Here is a 17,739-nt window from a genome sequence, read left to right as displayed (position 1 = left end):
CCCCGCCTCGGTTCCAACCCGCCGCTTGACCGGCGCTTGCGGCCTGTTAAGACTTGTTCCTGTTCCAAGATGCTGAAAACGGCGAGATTTCGGCTCCGGGGGGAGCCATCGCGCCGAATTCGTGCCAAAAACAGTGCGATTTCAAGCCGAGGGAGGACCTCATGGCATCCGTCACGATGACCGTGAATGGCAAACAGACCAGCGCCGATGTGGATGAGCGCACGCTCCTGGTCCAGTTTCTGCGCGAGAATCTGAGGCTCACCGGCACCCATGTGGGCTGCGACACCTCGCAATGCGGCGCCTGCGTCGTGCATGTCGATGGGGTCGCCCGCAAGAGCTGCACCACCTTCGCCTGGCAGGTGGATGGCGCGAAGATCACCACCATCGAAGGCGTCGCCAATGGCGCGCAGCTTCATCCGATGCAGGAAGCCTTCCGCGAGCATCACGGCCTGCAATGCGGCTTCTGCACGCCCGGCATGATCATGTCGGCGATCGACATGGTCAATCGCAAGGGCAACGACCTCGACGACAAGACCATCCGTCACGAGCTCGACGGCAATCTCTGCCGCTGCACCGGCTACCATAATATCGTCAAGGCGATCGCCGCCGGCGCCAAGGCGATGGCGAAATAGGGCGATGGCGAAATAAGGACACGTCTCTTCGACCATTCGGGAAGGAGTCTGCCATGACTGCCACCGGAATTGGCGCTCCCGTGCGCCGCAAGGAAGATCAGCGTTTCATTACCGGCAAAGGCCACTATACCGACGATCACGCGCGGCCGGGTCAGGTCTGCGCGCATTTCATCCGCTCGCCGCATGCCCATGCCAAACTGAAGACAATTGACACGTCAGCGGCGGCGTCGATGCCCGGCGTGATCGCGGTCTATACTGGCGAGGATTTCGCGACCGACAAGCTGGGCCCGCTGATCTGCGGCTGGATGATCCATTCCAAGGACGGCACGCCGATGAAGATGGCGCCGCATCCGGCGCTCGCTGTCGGCAAGGTCAACCATGTCGGTGATGCCTATGCGGTGGTGATCGCCGAATCGCTCGCGCAGGCGAAAGACGCGGCCGAGAAGGTCGTCACCGATTTCGAGGTGCTGCCGGCGGTGATTGATCCGGCGCAGGCGCAGAAGGCCGCGCAGATCCACGAGGTCGCGCCCAACAACACCATCTACAACTGGCATATCGGCGACCCGGCCGCGAACGACGCGGCGATGACGAAGGCGAAGCACATTACGCGGCTCGACTTCATCAACAATCGCCTGGTGCCGAACGCGATCGAGCCGCGTGCTGCGATCGCCGAATATGACGCGGGCGGGGAGCATTTCACCCTCTGGACCACCAGCCAGAATCCGCATGTGGCGCGTCTGGTGATCTCGGCCTTTATCGGCGTTGCGCCCGAGCACAAGCTGCGGGTGATCGCGCCCGATGTCGGCGGCGGCTTCGGCTCGAAGATCTTCATCTATCCGGAAGAAGTCGTGTGCCTGTGGGCGGCGAAGAAAGTGGCGCGTCCAGTGAAATGGACCGCCGACCGCTCGGAATCCTTCGTGACCGACGCGCATGGCCGCGATCACGTCACCCATGCAGAGCTTGGCTTCGACGCGAACAACAAGATCGTCGGCATGACGGTGAAGACGATTGCCAATCTCGGCGCCTATATGTCGACCTTTTCCTCGGCGGTGCCGACCTATCTTTATGCGACGCTGCTGTCGGGGCAGTACGATATCCCCTCGATCTATTGCGAGGTGGATTCGGTCTACACCAACACCGTGCCGGTCGATGCCTATCGCGGGGCGGGGCGGCCCGAAGCGACCTTCGTGGTCGAGCGGCTGATCGAAGTCGCGGCGCGCGAGCTTGGCGTCGATCCGGCCGATCTGCGCAAGAAGAATTTCGTGCGGACATTCCCGTACCAGACCGTGGTCGCCTCGCTCTACGACGCCGGCGACTACGAGGCGTCGCTGTCGAAGGCGATGGAGATCCATGACGCGAAGGGCTTCAAGCAGCGCAAGCGCGAGAGTGCGAAGCGCGGCAAGCTGCGCGGCATCGGTTATTCCACCTATATCGAGGCCTGCGGGATTGCGCCGTCGGCGGTGGTGGGTTCGCTCGGCGCTGGCGTCGGCCTGTGGGAATCCGCGGAGGTGCGGGTGAACCCGACCGGGTCGGTCGAGGTGCTGACCGGCACGCACGCGCACGGGCAGGGCCACGAGACGACCTTCGCGCAGCTTGTCTCCGAACGGCTCGGCATCCCGATCGACAATGTGACGATCGTGCATGGCGACACCGACAAGGTGCAGTTCGGCATGGGCACCTATGGCTCGCGCTCCGGCGCGGTCGGCATGTCGGCGATCGTCAAGGCGCTCGACAAGGTCGAGGCCAAGGCGAAGAAGATCGCCGCGCACCTGCTCGAAGCGGCCGAAGGCGACATCGAGTTCAAGGACGGCAAGTTCAGCGTCGCCGGCACCGACAAATCGATCGGCTTCGGCGATCTCGCTCTGCAGGCCTATATCGGGCACAAATTCCCGACATCCGAGATCGAGCCCGGGCTGAAGGAGGGGGCGTTCTACGATCCCACCAACTTCACGTTCCCGGCCGGCTGCCATATCTGCGAGGTCGAGATCGATCCCGATACCGGCGCGGTGACGATCGACAAATGGACCGCGGTCGACGACTTTGGCACCGTGATCAATCCGATGATCGTGGAAGGCCAGGTCCATGGCGGCATCGCGCAGGGGGTCGGGCAGGCGCTTTACGAGCACGCGGTCTACGACAAGGACGGCCAGCTGATGTCCGGCTCGTTCATGGATTACGCAATGCCGCGCGCCGAAAACTTCCCGGCCTTCCAGGTCGGCATGACCACGACGGTGTGCCCGTCCAATCCGCTCGGTATCAAGGGCTGCGGCGAGGCCGGCGCAATCGCCGCTCCCGCCGCGGTCATGAACGCCATCACCAATGCCATCGGCACCGAACAGATCGACATGCCGGCCACGCCGGCTGCGGTCTGGCGCGCGCTGAAGCAATCCGCGCCTGCGCGCGCAGCCTGATTTTCGAAAGGACCGGAACCATGTACGCATTCAAGATCGAGCGCCCGACCAGTGTGAAGCAGGCGGTGGCGCTGCTCGCCAACGAGGACGCAAAGCTGCTCGCCGGCGGCCATTCGCTGATCCCGGTGATGAAGCAGCGGCTGGCTTCGCCGAAGGTGCTGGTCGATCTGTCGAAGATCGATGGGCTCTCCGGCATCGAGGTGACGCCGCGGACGGTCACCATCAAGGCGATGACCAAACATCGCGACGTGGCCAACTCGAAGGAATTGCTCGAGGTCATGCCCGCGCTTGCGAGCGTGCCGGACTCGATCGGCGATCCGCATGTGCGCGGCGCCGGCACCATCGGCGGTTCGGTCGCCAACAACGATCCGAATGCGGATTATCCGGCTGCGGTGTTGGGCCTCGGCGCGACCATCGTGACCAACAAGCGCAAGATCGCGGCCGACGATTATTTCAAGGGCATGTTCGAGACCGCGCTTGAGCCGGACGAGATCATTACCGAGATCACGTTCCCGATCGTCAAGAAGGCGGCCTATATGAAGTTCAAGCACCCGGCTTCGGGCTTTGCCCTGGTCGGCGTGTTCGTGTCGAAGCGCTCCTCGGAAATCCGGGTGGCGGCGACCGGCGCCGGCTCGAACGGCGTGTTTCGGGTGCCGCAATTCGAGGAGGCGCTGAAGAAGCGCTTCGCGCCGAAGTCGCTCGAGGGCATCACGTTGTCGGCCGACGGCATGAATTCCGACATCCACGGCTCGGCGGAATATCGCGCGCATATCGTCGGCGTGATGGCGCGCCGGGCGGTGGCGGCGGCGAACGAGCGCGGCGGCGACGAGGAGTAGTTCTTCAGCTTTGTTGTGCGCGAGAAAAGTCGCGGCGCATTCAGTTCATTCCCTCCCCCCTTGCGGGGGAGGGTTAGGGAGGGGGGTAAGCCACGAGGTTTGGCGTTGTGGTTTACCCCCCTCCCGACCGCCTTCGCTTTCAGCTACGGCGGTCGACCTCCCCCGCAAGGTGGGAGGTGAAGAGAGTATGCGGCACTGTCTGCGCTACGCCGTTTCGGCCGCTGCCTCCGTCTCCAACTCCGCCAGCAGATTTCGCAAATTCAGCGGTTCGGTCTTCATTTTGATCCCGCCATCCTCGTCGCGGGGCCAGTCCTCGCGCGGGCGGTCCCAGTAAAGCTCGACCCCGTTGTCGTCGAGATCGCGCAGATAGAGCGCCTCGCTGACGCCGTGGTCGCTCGCCCCGTCCAGCATGATCCCGGCCTCGACCAGCCGGCGCAACGCGTCGGCGAGGAGCTTGCGCGTCGGATACAGGATCGCGATGTGGTACAGCCCCGTGCTGCCGGGGGCAGGCGGCTGACCGCCGCGGCTTTCCCAGGTATTGAGCGCGATATGGTGGTGATAGCCGCCGGCCGACATGAACACCGCGCCGGGGCGGCGATAGGTCTCCTCGAAGCCCAGCACGTCGCGATAGAACGGCACCGCGCGGTCGAGATCGGCCACCTTCAGGTGAACATGCCCGATCCGGACGCCCGGATCGATCGGATGGGCGGGCGTCTGCGACATGGCTGCGTCCTTGGCTGTGGCGTTCACGCGGCGGGGAACCGCGCCTATATGTAGGCTGGACGCCATTGCCGGCAAGCTGGCATATCCCGTCATTCCGGGACGCGCGCAGCGCGGGCTCGGAATCCAGGGTTGCGGGCGCGGTATTTGCGGCTCTGGCTTCCGGGTTCGTCCGTATCGCTCCGCTCGCCGTCCGCCCCGGAATGACGCATCATGTTTTGAGGTTGCCCTTTGACCACCATCGCCCCACGCGCCGTTCCGTCCTCCATCGACGACACGCTGAAGCTGCTGACCGCCGGGCAATATGTCGGCGACCGCTCGCTTGCCACTGTGCTGTTCCTGGCGCTGAAGATGGGCCGGCCGCTGTTTCTGGAAGGCGAGGCCGGCGTCGGCAAGACCGAGATCGCCAAGGTGCTGGCCGAGACGCTGGGCCGCAAGCTGATCCGGCTGCAATGCTACGAGGGCCTCGACGTTTCGGCCGCGGTCTATGAGTGGAATTATGCCGCGCAGATGATCGCGATCCGGCTCGGCGAGGCCGAGGGGAATGCCGATCGCGGGCGGCTGGAGGACGACGTGTTCTCCGAGCGCTTCCTGATCAAGCGGCCGCTCTTACAGGCGCTCGAGCCCGACACCGCCGGCGCGCCGGTGCTGCTGATCGACGAACTCGACCGCACCGACGAGGCCTTTGAAGCCTTCCTGCTCGAAGTGCTGGCCGATTATCAGGTCACAATTCCCGAACTCGGCACGGTGAAGGCGCTGCATCCGCCGATCGTGATCATCACCTCGAACCGCACCCGTGAAATCCACGACGCCCTGAAACGCCGCTGCCTCTATCACTGGGTCGGCTATCCGGACGCCGAACGCGAACTCTCGATCGTGCGCACCAAGGTGCCGGGCATCGCCGCGGCGCTGTCGGCCGAGATCGTGCATTTCGTGCAGCGGCTGCGCAAACTCGAATTGTTCAAGGCGCCGGGCGTCGCCGAGACGCTGGATTTCGCCACCGCCTTGTCCGAACTTGATGTGGTGGCGCTCGATCCGTCGACGGTGTCGGACACGCTCGGCGTGCTGCTCAAGTATCAGGACGACATCGCGCGGCTCGACGGCACCAAGGTGAAGGAATTGCTGGACGACGTGCGCGCGCAGATGAAGGCAGCGGAGTAGTTTTGTGAGCGTACCGGAGCAAAGCATGGTCGCCCCCGCGCAGGCGGGGGCACGTAACCGCCGCTTTGGAAAGTGGTTCCCCGCTTTCGCGGGGACGACCGGACATGAATGACCCAGTCGCAAATTCCGATCAATCCGGCCGCCTCGCCGAGAACATCGTCTATTTCGCGCGTGCGCTCCGCGCGGCGGGCATTCCGGTCGGGCCCGGCTCGGTGATGGATGCGCTGGAAGCGTTGCGCGTTGCCGGCATCGGCAACCGGGAGGATTTCTACTGGACGCTGCATGCGGTGTTCGTGAAGCGGCACGAGCATACGATCCTGTTCGACCATGCCTTCACCATCTTCTTCCGCAAGCGCGCCTATTTCGACCAGCTGATGGCGATGATGCTGCCGCAGGCGGTGCCGCAGCCGGACAATGCGCCGCCGCCGCCCGCGGCCAAGCGCGTGCTCGACGCCATGTTCAAGAACGACAAGGCGCCGCCGCAGGAGAAGAAGAAAGAGGTCGAGCTCGACGCGCGGCTGACCGTCTCCGACCGCGAGGTGCTGGAGAAGAAGGACTTCGCGCAGATGTCGGCCGCCGAGATTGCCGAGGCCAGGCAGGCGATTGCGAAACTCGTGCTGCCGCTCGACGAAGTGAAGACCAGGCGGCTGAAGCCCTCGCGCCACGGCCATATGATCGACCTGCGGCGCACCCTTCGCTCCAGCATGAAGGCGGGCGGCGCGGTGATCGACCTCAAATATCTTGGGCCGAAAACCCGTCAGCCGCCGATCGTGGCGCTGCTCGATATTTCCGGCTCGATGAGCCAGTACACGCGGCTCTTCCTGCATTTCCTGCACGCGGTGACCGACAACAGGAAGCGCGTCTCCACGTTTCTGTTCGGCACGCGGCTGACCAATGTGACCCGTGCGCTGAGACAGAAGGACCCGGACGAGGCATTGGCGGCCTGTTCCGGCGGGGTGCTGGACTGGTCCGGCGGCACGCGCATTGCGCCGTCGCTTGCCGCCTTCAATCGGCAATGGAGCCGGCGGGTGCTCGGGCAGGGTGCGGTGGTGCTGCTGATCACCGACGGGCTGGAGCGCGAGCCCGGCAACGAACTCGGTTTCGAGATGGACCGGCTGCATCGCTCCTGCCGCCGGCTGATCTGGCTCAATCCGCTGTTGCGGTTCGAGGGTTTCGAGGCCAAGGCCAGCGGCATCAGGGTGATGCTGCCGCATGTTGACGAATTGCGACCGATTCACAATCTCAATGCGATGAAGGATCTGTGCCGCGCGCTCTCGGCGGACGGCGACGGCAAGGCCGAGGCGAAGTATTGGTTGAACAAGGTCGCGTAGAACATGAGCGGCGCGCGGGGCGGCTATTTGTTTCGCGCAGGCTCAGGGACAGATTCAAGATCACAGCGGAGAGGATTCAAATGACTCAACAATCGCTGGCGACGGACGAGGACATTCTCAAAGCCGCCGAGGACTGGCGGAAGTCCGGCAAGGGCGTCGCGCTCGCCACCGTGGTCGAAACCTGGGGCTCGGCGCCGCGTCCGGTCGGCTCCAACCTCGTGATCGACGAGGAGGGCAACTTTCTCGGCTCGGTATCGGGCGGATGTGTCGAGGGCGCGGTGGTAACCGAAGCGATCGATGTGATCGGCAGCGGCAAGCCGAAGACGCTGGAATTCGGCGTCGCCGACGAGACCGCCTGGAGGGTCGGGCTGTCCTGCGGCGGCACCATCCGGGTCTATGTGGAGAAGGTTGATTGATTTTGGGCGCGGTGGTCGTGCCGCAATCTCGGTGCAACCTCCCCCCTTGCGGGGGAGGTCGGCGGCGGAGCCGCCGGGAGGGGGGTGAGGGCAAGCAGATGCCGCACCGGAAAGTGCCGAAGCAGAAACGCTCAAATGCCCGCGCGCTCCGCAGCGATATGACGGATGCCGAGCGTAGGCTTTGGTATCGGCTGCGTGCGCACCGCTTGAACGGCACTTCATTCAGACGGCAGGTGCCGATTGGAAGTTACATCGCCGATTTCGTGTGTTTGCAAGCTAGGTTGATTATTGAAGTTGATGGTGGGCAGCACGGTACGGAAAGCGATGCTAAGCGCGAAGCTTGGCTGCGGGGTCAGGGCTTTCATGTGCTGAGATTCTGGAACAACGATGTGCATGCGAATATCGATGGGGTTTTACAGGCAATCTCAGACACACTTGCGCAGGCATCACCCCCCTCCCTAACCCTCCCCCGCAAGGGGGGAGGGGACACCACCGAGTTCGTGGAAACAAAATGAAACTCTCCATCCTCACCGCGCTCAACACCGAACGCGCCAACCGCCGCGCCGCTGTCGTCGTCACCGATGTCACAAGCGGCGAGCAGCGGCTGGTGAAAGGCGCCGACGTCTTCCACGATCCGCTGAAGGACCTGATCGAGAAGCATATCCGCAGCGGCAAGAGCGGCATGGAGGAAACGCCGGACGGGAAGGTGTTCATCACCGTGCATGTGCCACCGGCAAAGCTCGTCATCACCGGCGCCGTCCATATCAGCCAGGCGCTGGCGCCGATCGCAAAGCTGCTCGGCTACGACGTGACCATCGTCGATCCGCGCACCGCCTTCGCGACCCAGGAGCGTTTCCCCGATGTGAGGGTGATCGCGCAATGGCCGGACGAGGCGCTCCCCAGCCTGAAGGTCGACAAGTACACCGCCTTCGTCGCGCTGACGCACGATCCGAAGATCGACGATCCGGCGCTGCTGCATGCGCTGTCGAAGGACTGCTTCTATATCGGCGCACTGGGTTCGCGGAAGACGCATGCGCGCCGGGTCGAACGGCTGAAGGCGCAGGGCATCGCGGATGATGCGATCGCGCGCATCCATGCGCCGATCGGGCTCGATATCGGCGCCATCTCGCCGCCGGAAATCGCGGTGTCGATCATGGGCCAGATCACCGCGCGTCTGCGGCAATCGCCGGAGAAGGCCACATGAAATTCGGCCCTTTCGCGCCCGACGACGCCTTGGGCGGCACCGCCGTGCATACCATCCGCGAGGGCGCGCTGGTACTGAAGAAGGGCACGGTGATCACGCCATCGCACGTGGCGGCGCTCAAGCAGGCCGGCATCGCCAGCGTCGTGGTTGCCCGCCTTGATCCGGGCGATGTGTCGGAGGACGATGCCGCAGCCGCCATCGCCGCAAGCGCATCAGGCGAGGCCGTGCGGGCCGACAAGGCCTTTACCGGCCGCTGCAATCTGTTTGCGGATAGTGCGGGCGTGCTGGTCGTCGATCGCGAGCGGATCGATGAACTCAACCGGATCGACGAAGCGGTGACGATCGCGACGCTGCCGGCCTACAAGCCGGTGGTGGAGGGCGAGATGATCGCCACCGTGAAGATCATCCCGTTCGCGGTTGCGGGTGATGTCTACATGCAGGCGATGCGCACGGTCGAGGCGGCAAGGCCGCTGGTGCGGGTCGCGCCCTATACGATCCGGAAGGTCGGCATCGTATCGACGCTGCTTCCCGGGCTGTCGCCCAAGGTGGTCGACAAGACGCTGAAGATCACCGAGGAGCGGCTGGCGCCCGCGGGCGCGCGCATCGTCGCCGAGCGCCGCGTGCCGCACGATCAGGCCGCGCTCGCCACCGCGATCAAGGACGTGCAGCGGGCAGGGGCGGAGCTTGTCATCGTGTTCGGCGCCTCCGCCATCGCCGACCGGCGCGACGTCATTCCGGCCGCGATCGAGGCGGTGGGTGGCAAGATCGAGCATTTCGGCATGCCGGTGGATCCCGGCAACCTGATGCTGATCGGATCGGCGAACGGACGCCCGGTGCTTGGCGCGCCGGGCTGCGCGCGCTCGCCGAAGGAGAATGGCTTCGACTGGGTGTTGATGCGATTGCTCGCGGGACTGCCGGTCACGCGCGCCGACATCACTGGCATGGGGGTCGGTGGCCTCTTGATGGAAATCGTGACGCGTCCGCAGCCGCGCGAGGAGCCGGAGATCGACAAGGGCGGACGCTTCGCTGCCGTCGTCCTCGCTGCCGGACGCTCGACCCGGATGGGTGGACCGAACAAGCTGATGGCGCAGGTGACGGGCAAGCCGTTGGCGCGGATCGCGGCGGAAGCGGCCCTGGCGTCGAAGGCGCGGCCGGTGGTCGTCGTAACCGGCCACCAAAGCGAGACCATTGCAGATGCTCTGTCCGACCTGCCGCTGCAATTCGCCCATAATCCGGATTTTGCGGACGGTCTGTCGACCTCGCTGCGGACGGGACTTGGCGCGCTGCCGGCGGATATCGATGGCGCGGTGGTGATGCTGGCCGACATGCCGCAGGTCGATGCTGCGCTGATCGACCGGCTGATCGCGGCTTACGATCCGGAAAAAGGCGCGCTGATTGCGGTGCCGGTGACCGACGGCAAGCGCGGCAATCCGGTGCTGTGGTCGCGGCGCTTCTTCCCCGAACTGATGGCGGTGACAGGCGACGTCGGCGCCCGGCACCTGATCGCCAAGTACAGCGAGGCGGTGGTCGACGTGCCGATGACGGGGCCGGGCGCGTTGGTCGATGTCGACACCCCCGCCGCGCTCGCGGCCGTGCGGGCCGAACTCGAAAACGGCTGAATAGCGCCACCGCGTGCCGCCTGCGGCACGATCCATCTATCTGAAGCAATGATGGTTTTCGGCGTCACGTGATCGTGCGCCGATCCCCGCTTGCGTTTCCTCCGGCGGATAATTATGACTGACTGGTCAGTCATAATTGGAGCGCCTGATGCCTGCCGGACCACCCCGAAAGCCGCGGCCGCGATCCGCGCGCGCGCCAGGTCCGGCTGAGCCGCCAGCCCCGAGCATAGAGGCGGCGGCATCACCCCCGCGCAGCGCGCGCGACATCCGCAGCGCCGCAAGGCGGCAATCCATCATGGGCGCCGCGCTGGAGGAGTTCTCGTTGCGTGGTTTCGAAGCGGCGCGGCTCGACGACGTGGCAAAGCGGGCCGGCGTCGCCAAAGGCACGGTCTATCTCTACTTCGCGGACAAGGAGACGCTGTTCCAGGAATTGGCGCGCTCGATGCTGACGCCGTTGATCGGGAATATCGAGACGCTCGCGGCAGTCGATCTGCCGTTTCCGGTGCTGGCGGAGCGGCTTGTGGCTGTCGTGGCTGACGAACTGGTCGGCTCGCGACGCAAGGACATCATTCGGCTGATCATCTCGGAGGGGACGCGCTTTCCGGCGATTGCCGACTTTTATTATCGCGAAGTGCTCAGCCGGGTGTTCTCGGCGCTGCGGCAAATTCTCCAGCGCGCCCTCGACCGTGGCGAATTGCGTCATCGCGGCCTCGTTGCGTTTCCGCAACTGCTGGGCGCGCCGGTGCTGGTAGCCGTGGTCTGGCAGAGTCTGTTCCAGAAGCACGCTCCGCTCGACATCCGGGCGATGCTCAACGCGCATCTCGATATTCTCCTGGACCGCGATGGAGGCGGGTCATGATCGTCCGGCAATGGATCGGTGCGGCTGCTCTCGCACTCGGAACGCTGTTGTCCGCTTGCAGCAATGGCAGCGACAACGTCATGCAAGGCTGGATCGAAGGCGATTTCATTTTCGTCAGTCCCGACGAACAGGGCCGCATCGAGCAGATGCTGGTGCGGCAGGGCGATGCGGTAAAGACGGGACAGCTTCTGTTCGTTCTGGATACGCAGTTGCAGGAGGCCGATCTCGGCGTGGCCGAGGCGACGCTGGCCAATGCCAAGCAGGCGTTCGATCGCGCACAGCAGCTCCTGCAAACCAAGTCCGGCACACAGAAGGATTTTGACGTCACGCAGGCGCTGTTCCGCGAGGCGCAGGCGCGGCTGGCCTCGGCCCAGACACGGCTCAACCGAAGGCGGGGCTTAAGTCCGGTCGACGGGTTGGTGCAGCAGGTTTACTACCGCGCCGGCGAAACCGTGCCCGCCAGCCGTCCGATCGTTTCGGTGCTGCCGCCGGGCAACGTGAAGGTCCGCTTCTACGTCGCCGAGCCGATGCTGGCGCGGATCGCGATCGACGAGCCGATCAGCTTTTCCTGCGATGGCTGTCCGGCTGGGATGACCGGCAAGATCAGCTTCATTTCGCAATATGCCGAATATACCCCGCCGGTGATCTACTCGCAGCAGGAGCGCCACAAGCTGGTCTATCTGGTCGAGGCGATTCCGAACGATCCGGCCGCGCTCCGGGTAGGGCAGCCGGTCGATGTGACGGTGACGCCCCGGGTTGCAGCGAAATAGACGCGTGCAGTCATGACCGTCAATTCGGACATCGCCATCGACGTGCACGGCCTGACCAAGTCGTTTGGCAGCCGCGTGGTCGTGCGCGATCTGTCGATGCAGGTAAAGAAGGGGACGATCTTCGGCTTTCTCGGGCCGAACGGCTCCGGCAAGACCACGACCATCCGCATGCTCACCGGCTTGCTCACCCCAGACAAGGGCGATGGCACGTGCCTGGGCTACGACATCCGGAAGCAGGCCGACCAGATCAAGCTGCGTGTCGGCTACATGACGCAGAAATTCAGCCTGTATCAGGATCTGTCGGTGCGCGAGAATCTGGAATTCGTCGCGCGCCTCCATCTGATGAAGGATCCCGCCGGCGCGGCGCGCGACATGATCTCGCGGCTTGGGCTGAAGGGCCGCGAAGAGCAATTGGCCGGCGAATTGTCGGGCGGGTGGAAGCAGCGGCTCGCGCTTGGCGCCTGCACGCTGCCGAGCCCGCAGCTTCTTCTGCTCGACGAACCGACAGCAGGCGTCGACCCGAAAGCCCGGCGCGAATTCTGGGACGAGATTCATGCGCTCGCCGCGGAAGGGCTGACCGTGCTGGTCTCGACCCATTACATGGACGAGGCCGAGCGTTGCCATGAGATCGCCTATATCGCCTATGGCGAACTGCTCACCCACGGCTCCGTCGATGCCGTGGTGCGGCAGGCGGGGCTCACCACCTACGACGTCAGCGGGCCTGACGTGAACGGTCTGCTGCACGAATTGCAGAACAAACCCGGCGTCGACATGGTAGCGCCGTTCGGCAACAGCCTGCATGTGTCGGGCCGCAATGCCGAAGGCCTGGAAACCGCAATCAAGCCGTATCGCGACCGGCCGGGGCTGACCTGGAAAAGCTCGGAGCCGACGCTGGAAGACGTGTTCATCGATCTGATGAGCCGCGCGAAGGATAATTTCCAGTGAGCGCGCAGTCTCCCGCGAACGCACCCGTGAGCACGCCGGCGAGCGTCAAGGTCCCGCGATGGGCCGCCTTCCGGCGCCGCACCGTGGCGATGCTGATCAAGGAATTCATCCAGCTGCGCCGCGACCGTGTGTCGTTCGCGATGATCGTGATGATCCCGCTGATGCAACTCGTCCTGTTCGGCTATGCGATCAACACCACGCCGCGCAACCTGCCGACCGCGGTGCTGCTGCAGGAGCACAGCGATCTCGGCCGCTCGGTGCTGAAGGCGCTGCAGAACACCCGCTATTTCAAGGTCACGCATCAGGTCGAGGACGAGGCGGAGTTCGACCGCCTGATCGCCTCCGGGACCGTGCTGTTCGGTGTCGAAATCCCGCGTGGCTTCGAGCGTGCGCTTCGGCGGGGCGAACGGCCGGTGCTGCTGGTCGCGGCGGACGCGACCGATCCGGTGGCGTCAGGCTCCGCGCTCGGTGCGCTCGGACAACTCGTGCGAATCGCGCTGCAGAACGACCGCGGGCTGCCGGAGAGCGGTCAGCCGCTGTTCGAATTTCGCGCGCATGCCCGTTATAACCCGGCGGCGGAAACCGCGCTCAACATTGTGCCGGGCCTGGTCGGCACCATCCTGACCATGACCATGCTGATCTTCACCGCGTTGTCGGTGACACGAGAAATCGAGCGCGGAACCATGGAAGCGCTGCTGGCGATGCCGATCACTCCGGTGGAGATCATGCTGGGCAAGATCATTCCCTATGTGGTGGTCGGCTTCATCCAGGCTGCTCTGATCATCGGCACGGGCGTGTTGCTGTTTCATGTCCCGATTTTCGGCAGCCTTTATCTACTGGCTTGGTTGTCGACGCTGTTCATCGCCGCCAACCTGTCAATCGGCTATACGTTCTCCACCGTCGCACAGAACCAGCTGCAGGCGGTGCAGATGTCGATGATGTTCTTCCTTCCGAACATCCTGTTGTCGGGGTTCATGTTCCCGTTCGCCGGCATGCCGGCCTGGGCGCAGTGGATCGGCGAGGGGTTGCCGCTCACCCATTACATCCGCATTGTTCGCGCGATCATGCTGAAGGGCGCGACCATCGAGGATCTGCGCTATGACGCGATCGCGCTGTTCGGGCTGATGCTGATCGCGATGACGATTGCGGTCACGCGCTTCCGTCGGACACTGGATTGACTATCGCCTCACATGCAATCCGAGCCGCGCGTAAAAGCCGTCGCGGTCGTCGCTGTCGGTTGCCCATCCCGCTGCCGCCGACCATTCGACCCAGGCGAAGCGGAAGCCGGTGATATGCAGCCCGGCGCGAAACTGCTTGTAACTGTCGCCGGTTGCGAAACCGCCAACCTCCGGTCCGAAATAGAAGGCGTCGGCCACGCGCCAGCCATAGGCGGCGCGCGCGACATAGCTCGGCCCGATCGATGAGACGGTTGCGTCGGCCGCAATCATCGTCATCGCATCGGGCTCATGCCAGAATTCGACCGCGCCGCGGATGCCGACGTGACTTCCGTTGAGGTCGCTGCCGGGATCGTACGGCGTCGTACCGTGATGCTGCAGATCCAGTCCCGCAAAAACAGTCACGAAGGTCTTGTCACGGACGAAGCGCCATCCCGCCAGTGCTGAGCCTACGAATTGCGTACCGGTAACCTGCGCATCGTCGAGCGCGCCGGAGCGGTATTGATACGAACCGGCACCGATCAACGCCTTGAAGGTGAAGCCACCGCGATCGAGTCCATCGGGTGACCACAGCGCGCCGCCATATGAGAAGCTGCCGTGGCGCCAGATGTCCGTGCCCGTGAAATAGAGAAAAGTATCATCGCTGCGCGCTAAGCCATCGGCATGCGCGGCAAGATTGCACGACCATACAACTGCCGCCACGGCAGCGAGCCGCAGGGCCACGCGAACGCATGACATGGAAAGCAACCCGCTACCAACGCGAGCCGGCAGGATACGCAGCCACTACCCGGTATTATCATGCTACGAGGATCAATTTCAGGTTGCAACAGGCTAGCGCCGCACCATCCGTCGCGGGGACTCGCCAAAGCTGCGGCGCACCATCGCGGAAAATGCGCTCGGGCTCGCATAACCCACCGCCGCGGCGACGCTGCCGACCGGCTCTCCCGAGGAGAGGCGTGCCAGGCCGTCCATGGCGCGCAGACGTGAGCGCCACTCATTGAAGCTGAAGCCGGTTTCGCTTCGGAATAGCCGCGCCAGGGTCCGCCGGCTGGCGCCGGCTCGCTCGGCCCATTCGTCGAGGCCGCCGTCCGCATCCGGATGCTCGAGCAACGTACGCGCCACGCGCGCGGCTCGCGGATCGCGCGGCATCGGGAGATCCAGCTTGCGTTCCTGCATGCGCTTCAATTCGGCAAGGATCAGGGCGGCGATCATGCCGCCTCGACCGGACTCGTCATAGGCGAGCGGCTCCTCCAGCGCGGCGAGGATCAGCTCCCGCATCAGCCCGCCGATTTCGACTAGGGTCGGACTTTGCGGCAGGCCGTGACACGCTTCCGGATCGATGTAGATCGTGCGCATGGCAAGTTCGCCGCGCATGACCATGCCGTGCGGGAAGGCGGGCGGCATCCAGAGCGCGAGCGCGGGGGGCACGATCCAGGCGGCGTCGACGGTCTCTACTTTCATGGTGCCAGAGATCGCGTGGATGAGCTGGCCGCGCTTGTGAAGGTGCAGCGGAATGCGATCGCCGTCCGGAAAGGTCTTGGCCATGGCCGCGATCGGGCGGGGGGCGTCGTCGCGATTGTTTCGGTATTCCGGGCGCATGGCTGGTTCCGGTTGGCCTGATCGCGACGATAATCGGCCTAACATCGCCATCGGGCAAGCGTATTGATGCGGGGTCAGATTCTTTCTCGCCGGGCCGCCCATGACCGACATCGCCGCAACCCATCAGCCGTTCAGCCGGGAGACCCGGGTGTCGATCGGGTTCATCAACTGGGCGCATGCGATGGATCACTACGTGCTGCTAATCTATCCGACGGTGGTGATCGGGCTGGAGGCGGTTTATGCGCGCACCTACGGCGAACTGATCGCGCTGTCGACCGCGGCTTTCATCTCGTTCGGGGTGTTCTCGCTGCCCGCCGGCTGGCTCGGGGATCACTGGAGCCGCCGCAACATGATGGTGCTGTTCTGGTTCGGTTGCGGCGTCTCGCTGTTTGCGGCGGGCCTGGCTCCGAACCTGGTCACGCTCGCGATCGCGCTTGGCGCGCTTGGCATGTTCGCGGCGATCTATCATCCGGTCGGCATGTCGATGCTGATCGAGGCTTCGAAGGCGCGTGGCCGCACGCTGGCCTTCAACGGCGTCTGCGGCAATCTGGGCGTCGCGCTGGCGGCCGGGATCACCGCGCTGATCGCGAGCTATCTCGGCTGGCGAATGGCCTTTTTCATTCCGGGCGCGGTCTGCATCGTCACCGGGTTCGTCTATATGTGGGCGGAGAGGGGCGACATCACCGGCAGGAGCGCGCGCAAGACCAATCCGGACGTGCGTCTCGGTCGCACCGCCACCTTCATCGTCTTCGGACTGTTTATTGTCATCGCGCTCGGTGCAGGCCTCGCCTTCAACGTCATCACGGTCGCGCTGCCGAAGGTGATCGATGAGCGCGCGGGACAGGGACTGTCGCTGGTTGCGGTCGGCGGCATTGCGACCGCGGTGTTCGTGGTCGGCGGGATCGCGCAGCTTGTCATTGGGCGACTGGTCGAATGGTTTCAGCCGCATATCCTGTTCGTGTTCGTCACGCTAATGTTGTTCACCGGCGCTGCATGGTCGGTGGTCGCGACCGGACCGATGCTGCTGGTCGCGCTCGCGCTGGCGATGGCCGGGGTCTACGCTCAGGTGACGGTCAACGACATCGTGCTGGCCCGTTATACCGCCGATGCCTGGCGCGGGCGGGTTTACGCGGTGCGCTATTTTCTGGTCTTCGTCACCGCCGGGATCGCGGTCGCTTCGATCGCATTCCTGCATGCGCGCGGCGGGTTCGATCTGGTGCTGCTTTTCACCGCTGGTGTCTGCCTGGTGTTCTTCCTGGCGACGCTCGGGCTCGCTGCCATGGTGTCGGGCGCGAGCATACGCAAACCGGCTGCGGTGCCGGCGGAATAGTCATGGCTCCGCCGGACGGAATTCGTCCGCGCCGCTGCCACGGCGGAGGGTCTCGATTTCGGCCTGCATGCGCTTCATGTTCTCGAACAGGCGCTTTGCGCTGAGCTGCATGAAGTAGTATCCGAATTTCGGATTCTGGAAAAACAGCTGCCGCACCTGGTCGTAGGAAATGGCAAGGATTTGCCCGCCATCGACGCAGATGGCGGATTGCGTGCGAACCTTGTCCGGCGACAGCATGCCGAGTTCGCCGACGACTTCGCCCGGCGGGATCTCAATCGAGAGCTCCGGAATACGCAGGCTGCCGGACATGATGAAGATGATCTCGTTCGCGGCATCGCCTTTCCGGAACAGCACTTCGCCGGGCTTCATGTCGCGCGTCGTCGTGAACGGCCTTATCCAGTTCATGTCGAGGTCGCCATCGTTCGAAGCCTCGACCTCGCGGACCAGCGTGAGCATCTGCCGCAATCGCCAGATGTTCAGCGGCAGCAATGCGACGTGGAGCACCAGCACCGGGTAGGCCGGATGCAGGTATCCGTAGGCGATAAACAGGAAGTTGCTTGCGATGGCGACGATGCGCAGCGGCACCATGGTCTTGGTGTAAAAGGTGGCAAAGACCAGAGCCGCTGCGAAATAACCGAGCCATTCGCTGGGTCGGAGCCCTCCGAAATGGCTGACGATATCTGCAAGAGTCATGGCAATCCCCTGAAGGTCGGACAAACCTGACCGCCTTC

At 64.3% G+C, this 17,739-nt stretch carries 18 protein-coding genes; 14 read left to right on the top strand and 4 right to left on the bottom strand.

Annotation, left to right across the window (positions count from 1 at the left end; translation table 11 throughout):
- The first annotated feature begins 161 nt into the window (after positions 1–161).
- Genes AC5I5I_RS03915 through AC5I5I_RS03905 form a run of 3 tightly spaced genes read left to right on the top strand, consistent with a single transcriptional unit; the run spans position 162 to position 3,879 of the window.
- Positions 162–632: a (2Fe-2S)-binding protein gene (locus tag AC5I5I_RS03915; RefSeq protein WP_495970092.1), complete on the top strand. Its 471-nt coding sequence runs from the start codon at positions 162–164 to the stop codon at positions 630–632.
- Positions 633–685: 53 nt separating this feature from the next.
- The gene (locus AC5I5I_RS03910) at positions 686–3,043 is read left to right on the top strand and encodes a xanthine dehydrogenase family protein molybdopterin-binding subunit (RefSeq protein ID WP_495970090.1); all 2,358 of its coding nucleotides are present in this window, start codon (positions 686–688) and stop codon (positions 3,041–3,043) included.
- Between the two features lie 20 nt (positions 3,044–3,063).
- A complete protein-coding gene (locus tag AC5I5I_RS03905) occupies positions 3,064–3,879 on the top strand; it encodes an FAD binding domain-containing protein (protein ID WP_495970088.1) in 816 nt (271 codons plus the stop codon).
- 204 nt (positions 3,880–4,083) lie between these two features.
- Here the strand turns inward: AC5I5I_RS03905 and AC5I5I_RS03900 are convergent, their stop codons facing one another.
- Positions 4,084–4,602 (bottom strand): VOC family protein, encoded by a 519-nt coding sequence (locus tag AC5I5I_RS03900; protein ID WP_495970086.1) that lies wholly within the window; start codon positions 4,600–4,602, stop codon positions 4,084–4,086.
- A 228-nt stretch (positions 4,603–4,830) separates the two neighbouring features.
- On the opposite strand from AC5I5I_RS03900, the gene AC5I5I_RS03895 reads away from it, so the two are divergent.
- From AC5I5I_RS03895 to AC5I5I_RS03850, 10 genes are all read left to right on the top strand, one after another.
- On the top strand, positions 4,831–5,760 hold the full coding sequence (locus tag AC5I5I_RS03895) for an AAA family ATPase (RefSeq protein WP_495970084.1): 930 nt from the start codon (positions 4,831–4,833) through the stop codon (positions 5,758–5,760).
- 104 nt (positions 5,761–5,864) lie between these two features.
- Positions 5,865–7,091, top strand: coding sequence for a vWA domain-containing protein (locus AC5I5I_RS03890; protein WP_495970082.1), 1,227 nt, complete (start codon positions 5,865–5,867; stop codon positions 7,089–7,091).
- Positions 7,092–7,171: 80 nt separating this feature from the next.
- The gene (locus AC5I5I_RS03885) at positions 7,172–7,507 is read left to right on the top strand and encodes an XdhC family protein (RefSeq protein ID WP_495970080.1); all 336 of its coding nucleotides are present in this window, start codon (positions 7,172–7,174) and stop codon (positions 7,505–7,507) included.
- Positions 7,508–7,605: 98 nt separating this feature from the next.
- Positions 7,606–8,022, top strand: coding sequence for an endonuclease domain-containing protein (locus AC5I5I_RS03880; RefSeq protein ID WP_495970078.1), 417 nt, complete (start codon positions 7,606–7,608; stop codon positions 8,020–8,022).
- A complete protein-coding gene (locus AC5I5I_RS03875) occupies positions 8,019–8,711 on the top strand; it encodes an XdhC family protein (RefSeq protein ID WP_495970076.1) in 693 nt (230 codons plus the stop codon). The genes AC5I5I_RS03880 and AC5I5I_RS03875 overlap by 4 nt, the downstream gene beginning before the upstream one ends.
- Positions 8,708–10,330: an NTP transferase domain-containing protein gene (locus tag AC5I5I_RS03870; protein ID WP_495970074.1), complete on the top strand. Its 1,623-nt coding sequence runs from the start codon at positions 8,708–8,710 to the stop codon at positions 10,328–10,330. Before AC5I5I_RS03875 ends, AC5I5I_RS03870 begins: the two co-directional genes overlap by 4 nt.
- Positions 10,331–10,625: 295 nt before the next feature.
- On the top strand, positions 10,626–11,189 hold the full coding sequence (locus tag AC5I5I_RS03865; RefSeq protein WP_495970072.1) for a TetR/AcrR family transcriptional regulator: 564 nt from the start codon (positions 10,626–10,628) through the stop codon (positions 11,187–11,189).
- Positions 11,186–11,959, top strand: coding sequence for an HlyD family secretion protein (locus tag AC5I5I_RS03860; protein ID WP_495970070.1), 774 nt, complete (start codon positions 11,186–11,188; stop codon positions 11,957–11,959). Before AC5I5I_RS03865 ends, AC5I5I_RS03860 begins: the two co-directional genes overlap by 4 nt.
- Before the next feature lie 12 nt (positions 11,960–11,971).
- Positions 11,972–12,904 carry an ABC transporter ATP-binding protein gene (locus AC5I5I_RS03855; RefSeq protein WP_495970068.1) on the top strand — a complete coding sequence of 311 codons (933 nt, stop codon included), beginning with the start codon at positions 11,972–11,974 and terminating at the stop codon, positions 12,902–12,904.
- A gap of 89 nt (positions 12,905–12,993) precedes the next feature.
- Entirely contained in the window at positions 12,994–14,082 is a 1,089-nt protein-coding gene (locus AC5I5I_RS03850; protein ID WP_495971120.1) for an ABC transporter permease, read from the top strand.
- Here AC5I5I_RS03850 and bcsS read toward each other — a convergent pair whose 3' ends face one another.
- Entirely contained in the window at positions 14,083–14,817 is a 735-nt protein-coding gene (gene bcsS / locus AC5I5I_RS03845; protein ID WP_495970066.1) for a cellulose biosynthesis protein BcsS, read from the bottom strand.
- Between the two features lie 93 nt (positions 14,818–14,910).
- Entirely contained in the window at positions 14,911–15,678 is a 768-nt protein-coding gene (locus tag AC5I5I_RS03840) for an AraC family transcriptional regulator (RefSeq protein WP_495970064.1), read from the bottom strand.
- A gap of 100 nt (positions 15,679–15,778) precedes the next feature.
- Here AC5I5I_RS03840 and AC5I5I_RS03835 point away from each other — a divergent pair, with 100 nt between their 5' ends.
- On the top strand, positions 15,779–17,008 hold the full coding sequence (locus AC5I5I_RS03835) for an MFS transporter (RefSeq protein ID WP_495970062.1): 1,230 nt from the start codon (positions 15,779–15,781) through the stop codon (positions 17,006–17,008).
- On the opposite strand, the gene AC5I5I_RS03830 is transcribed toward AC5I5I_RS03835, so the two are convergent.
- Complete coding sequence (locus AC5I5I_RS03830; RefSeq protein WP_495970060.1) at positions 17,009–17,701, bottom strand: Crp/Fnr family transcriptional regulator; 693 nt, start codon at positions 17,699–17,701, stop codon at positions 17,009–17,011.
- Between the last annotated feature and the right edge of the window lie 38 nt (positions 17,702–17,739).

Source organism: Pseudorhodoplanes sp., assembly GCF_059499825.1.
The sequence above is the reverse complement of the archived record's forward strand: the minus strand, read 5'-3'. Positions and strand labels throughout refer to the sequence as shown.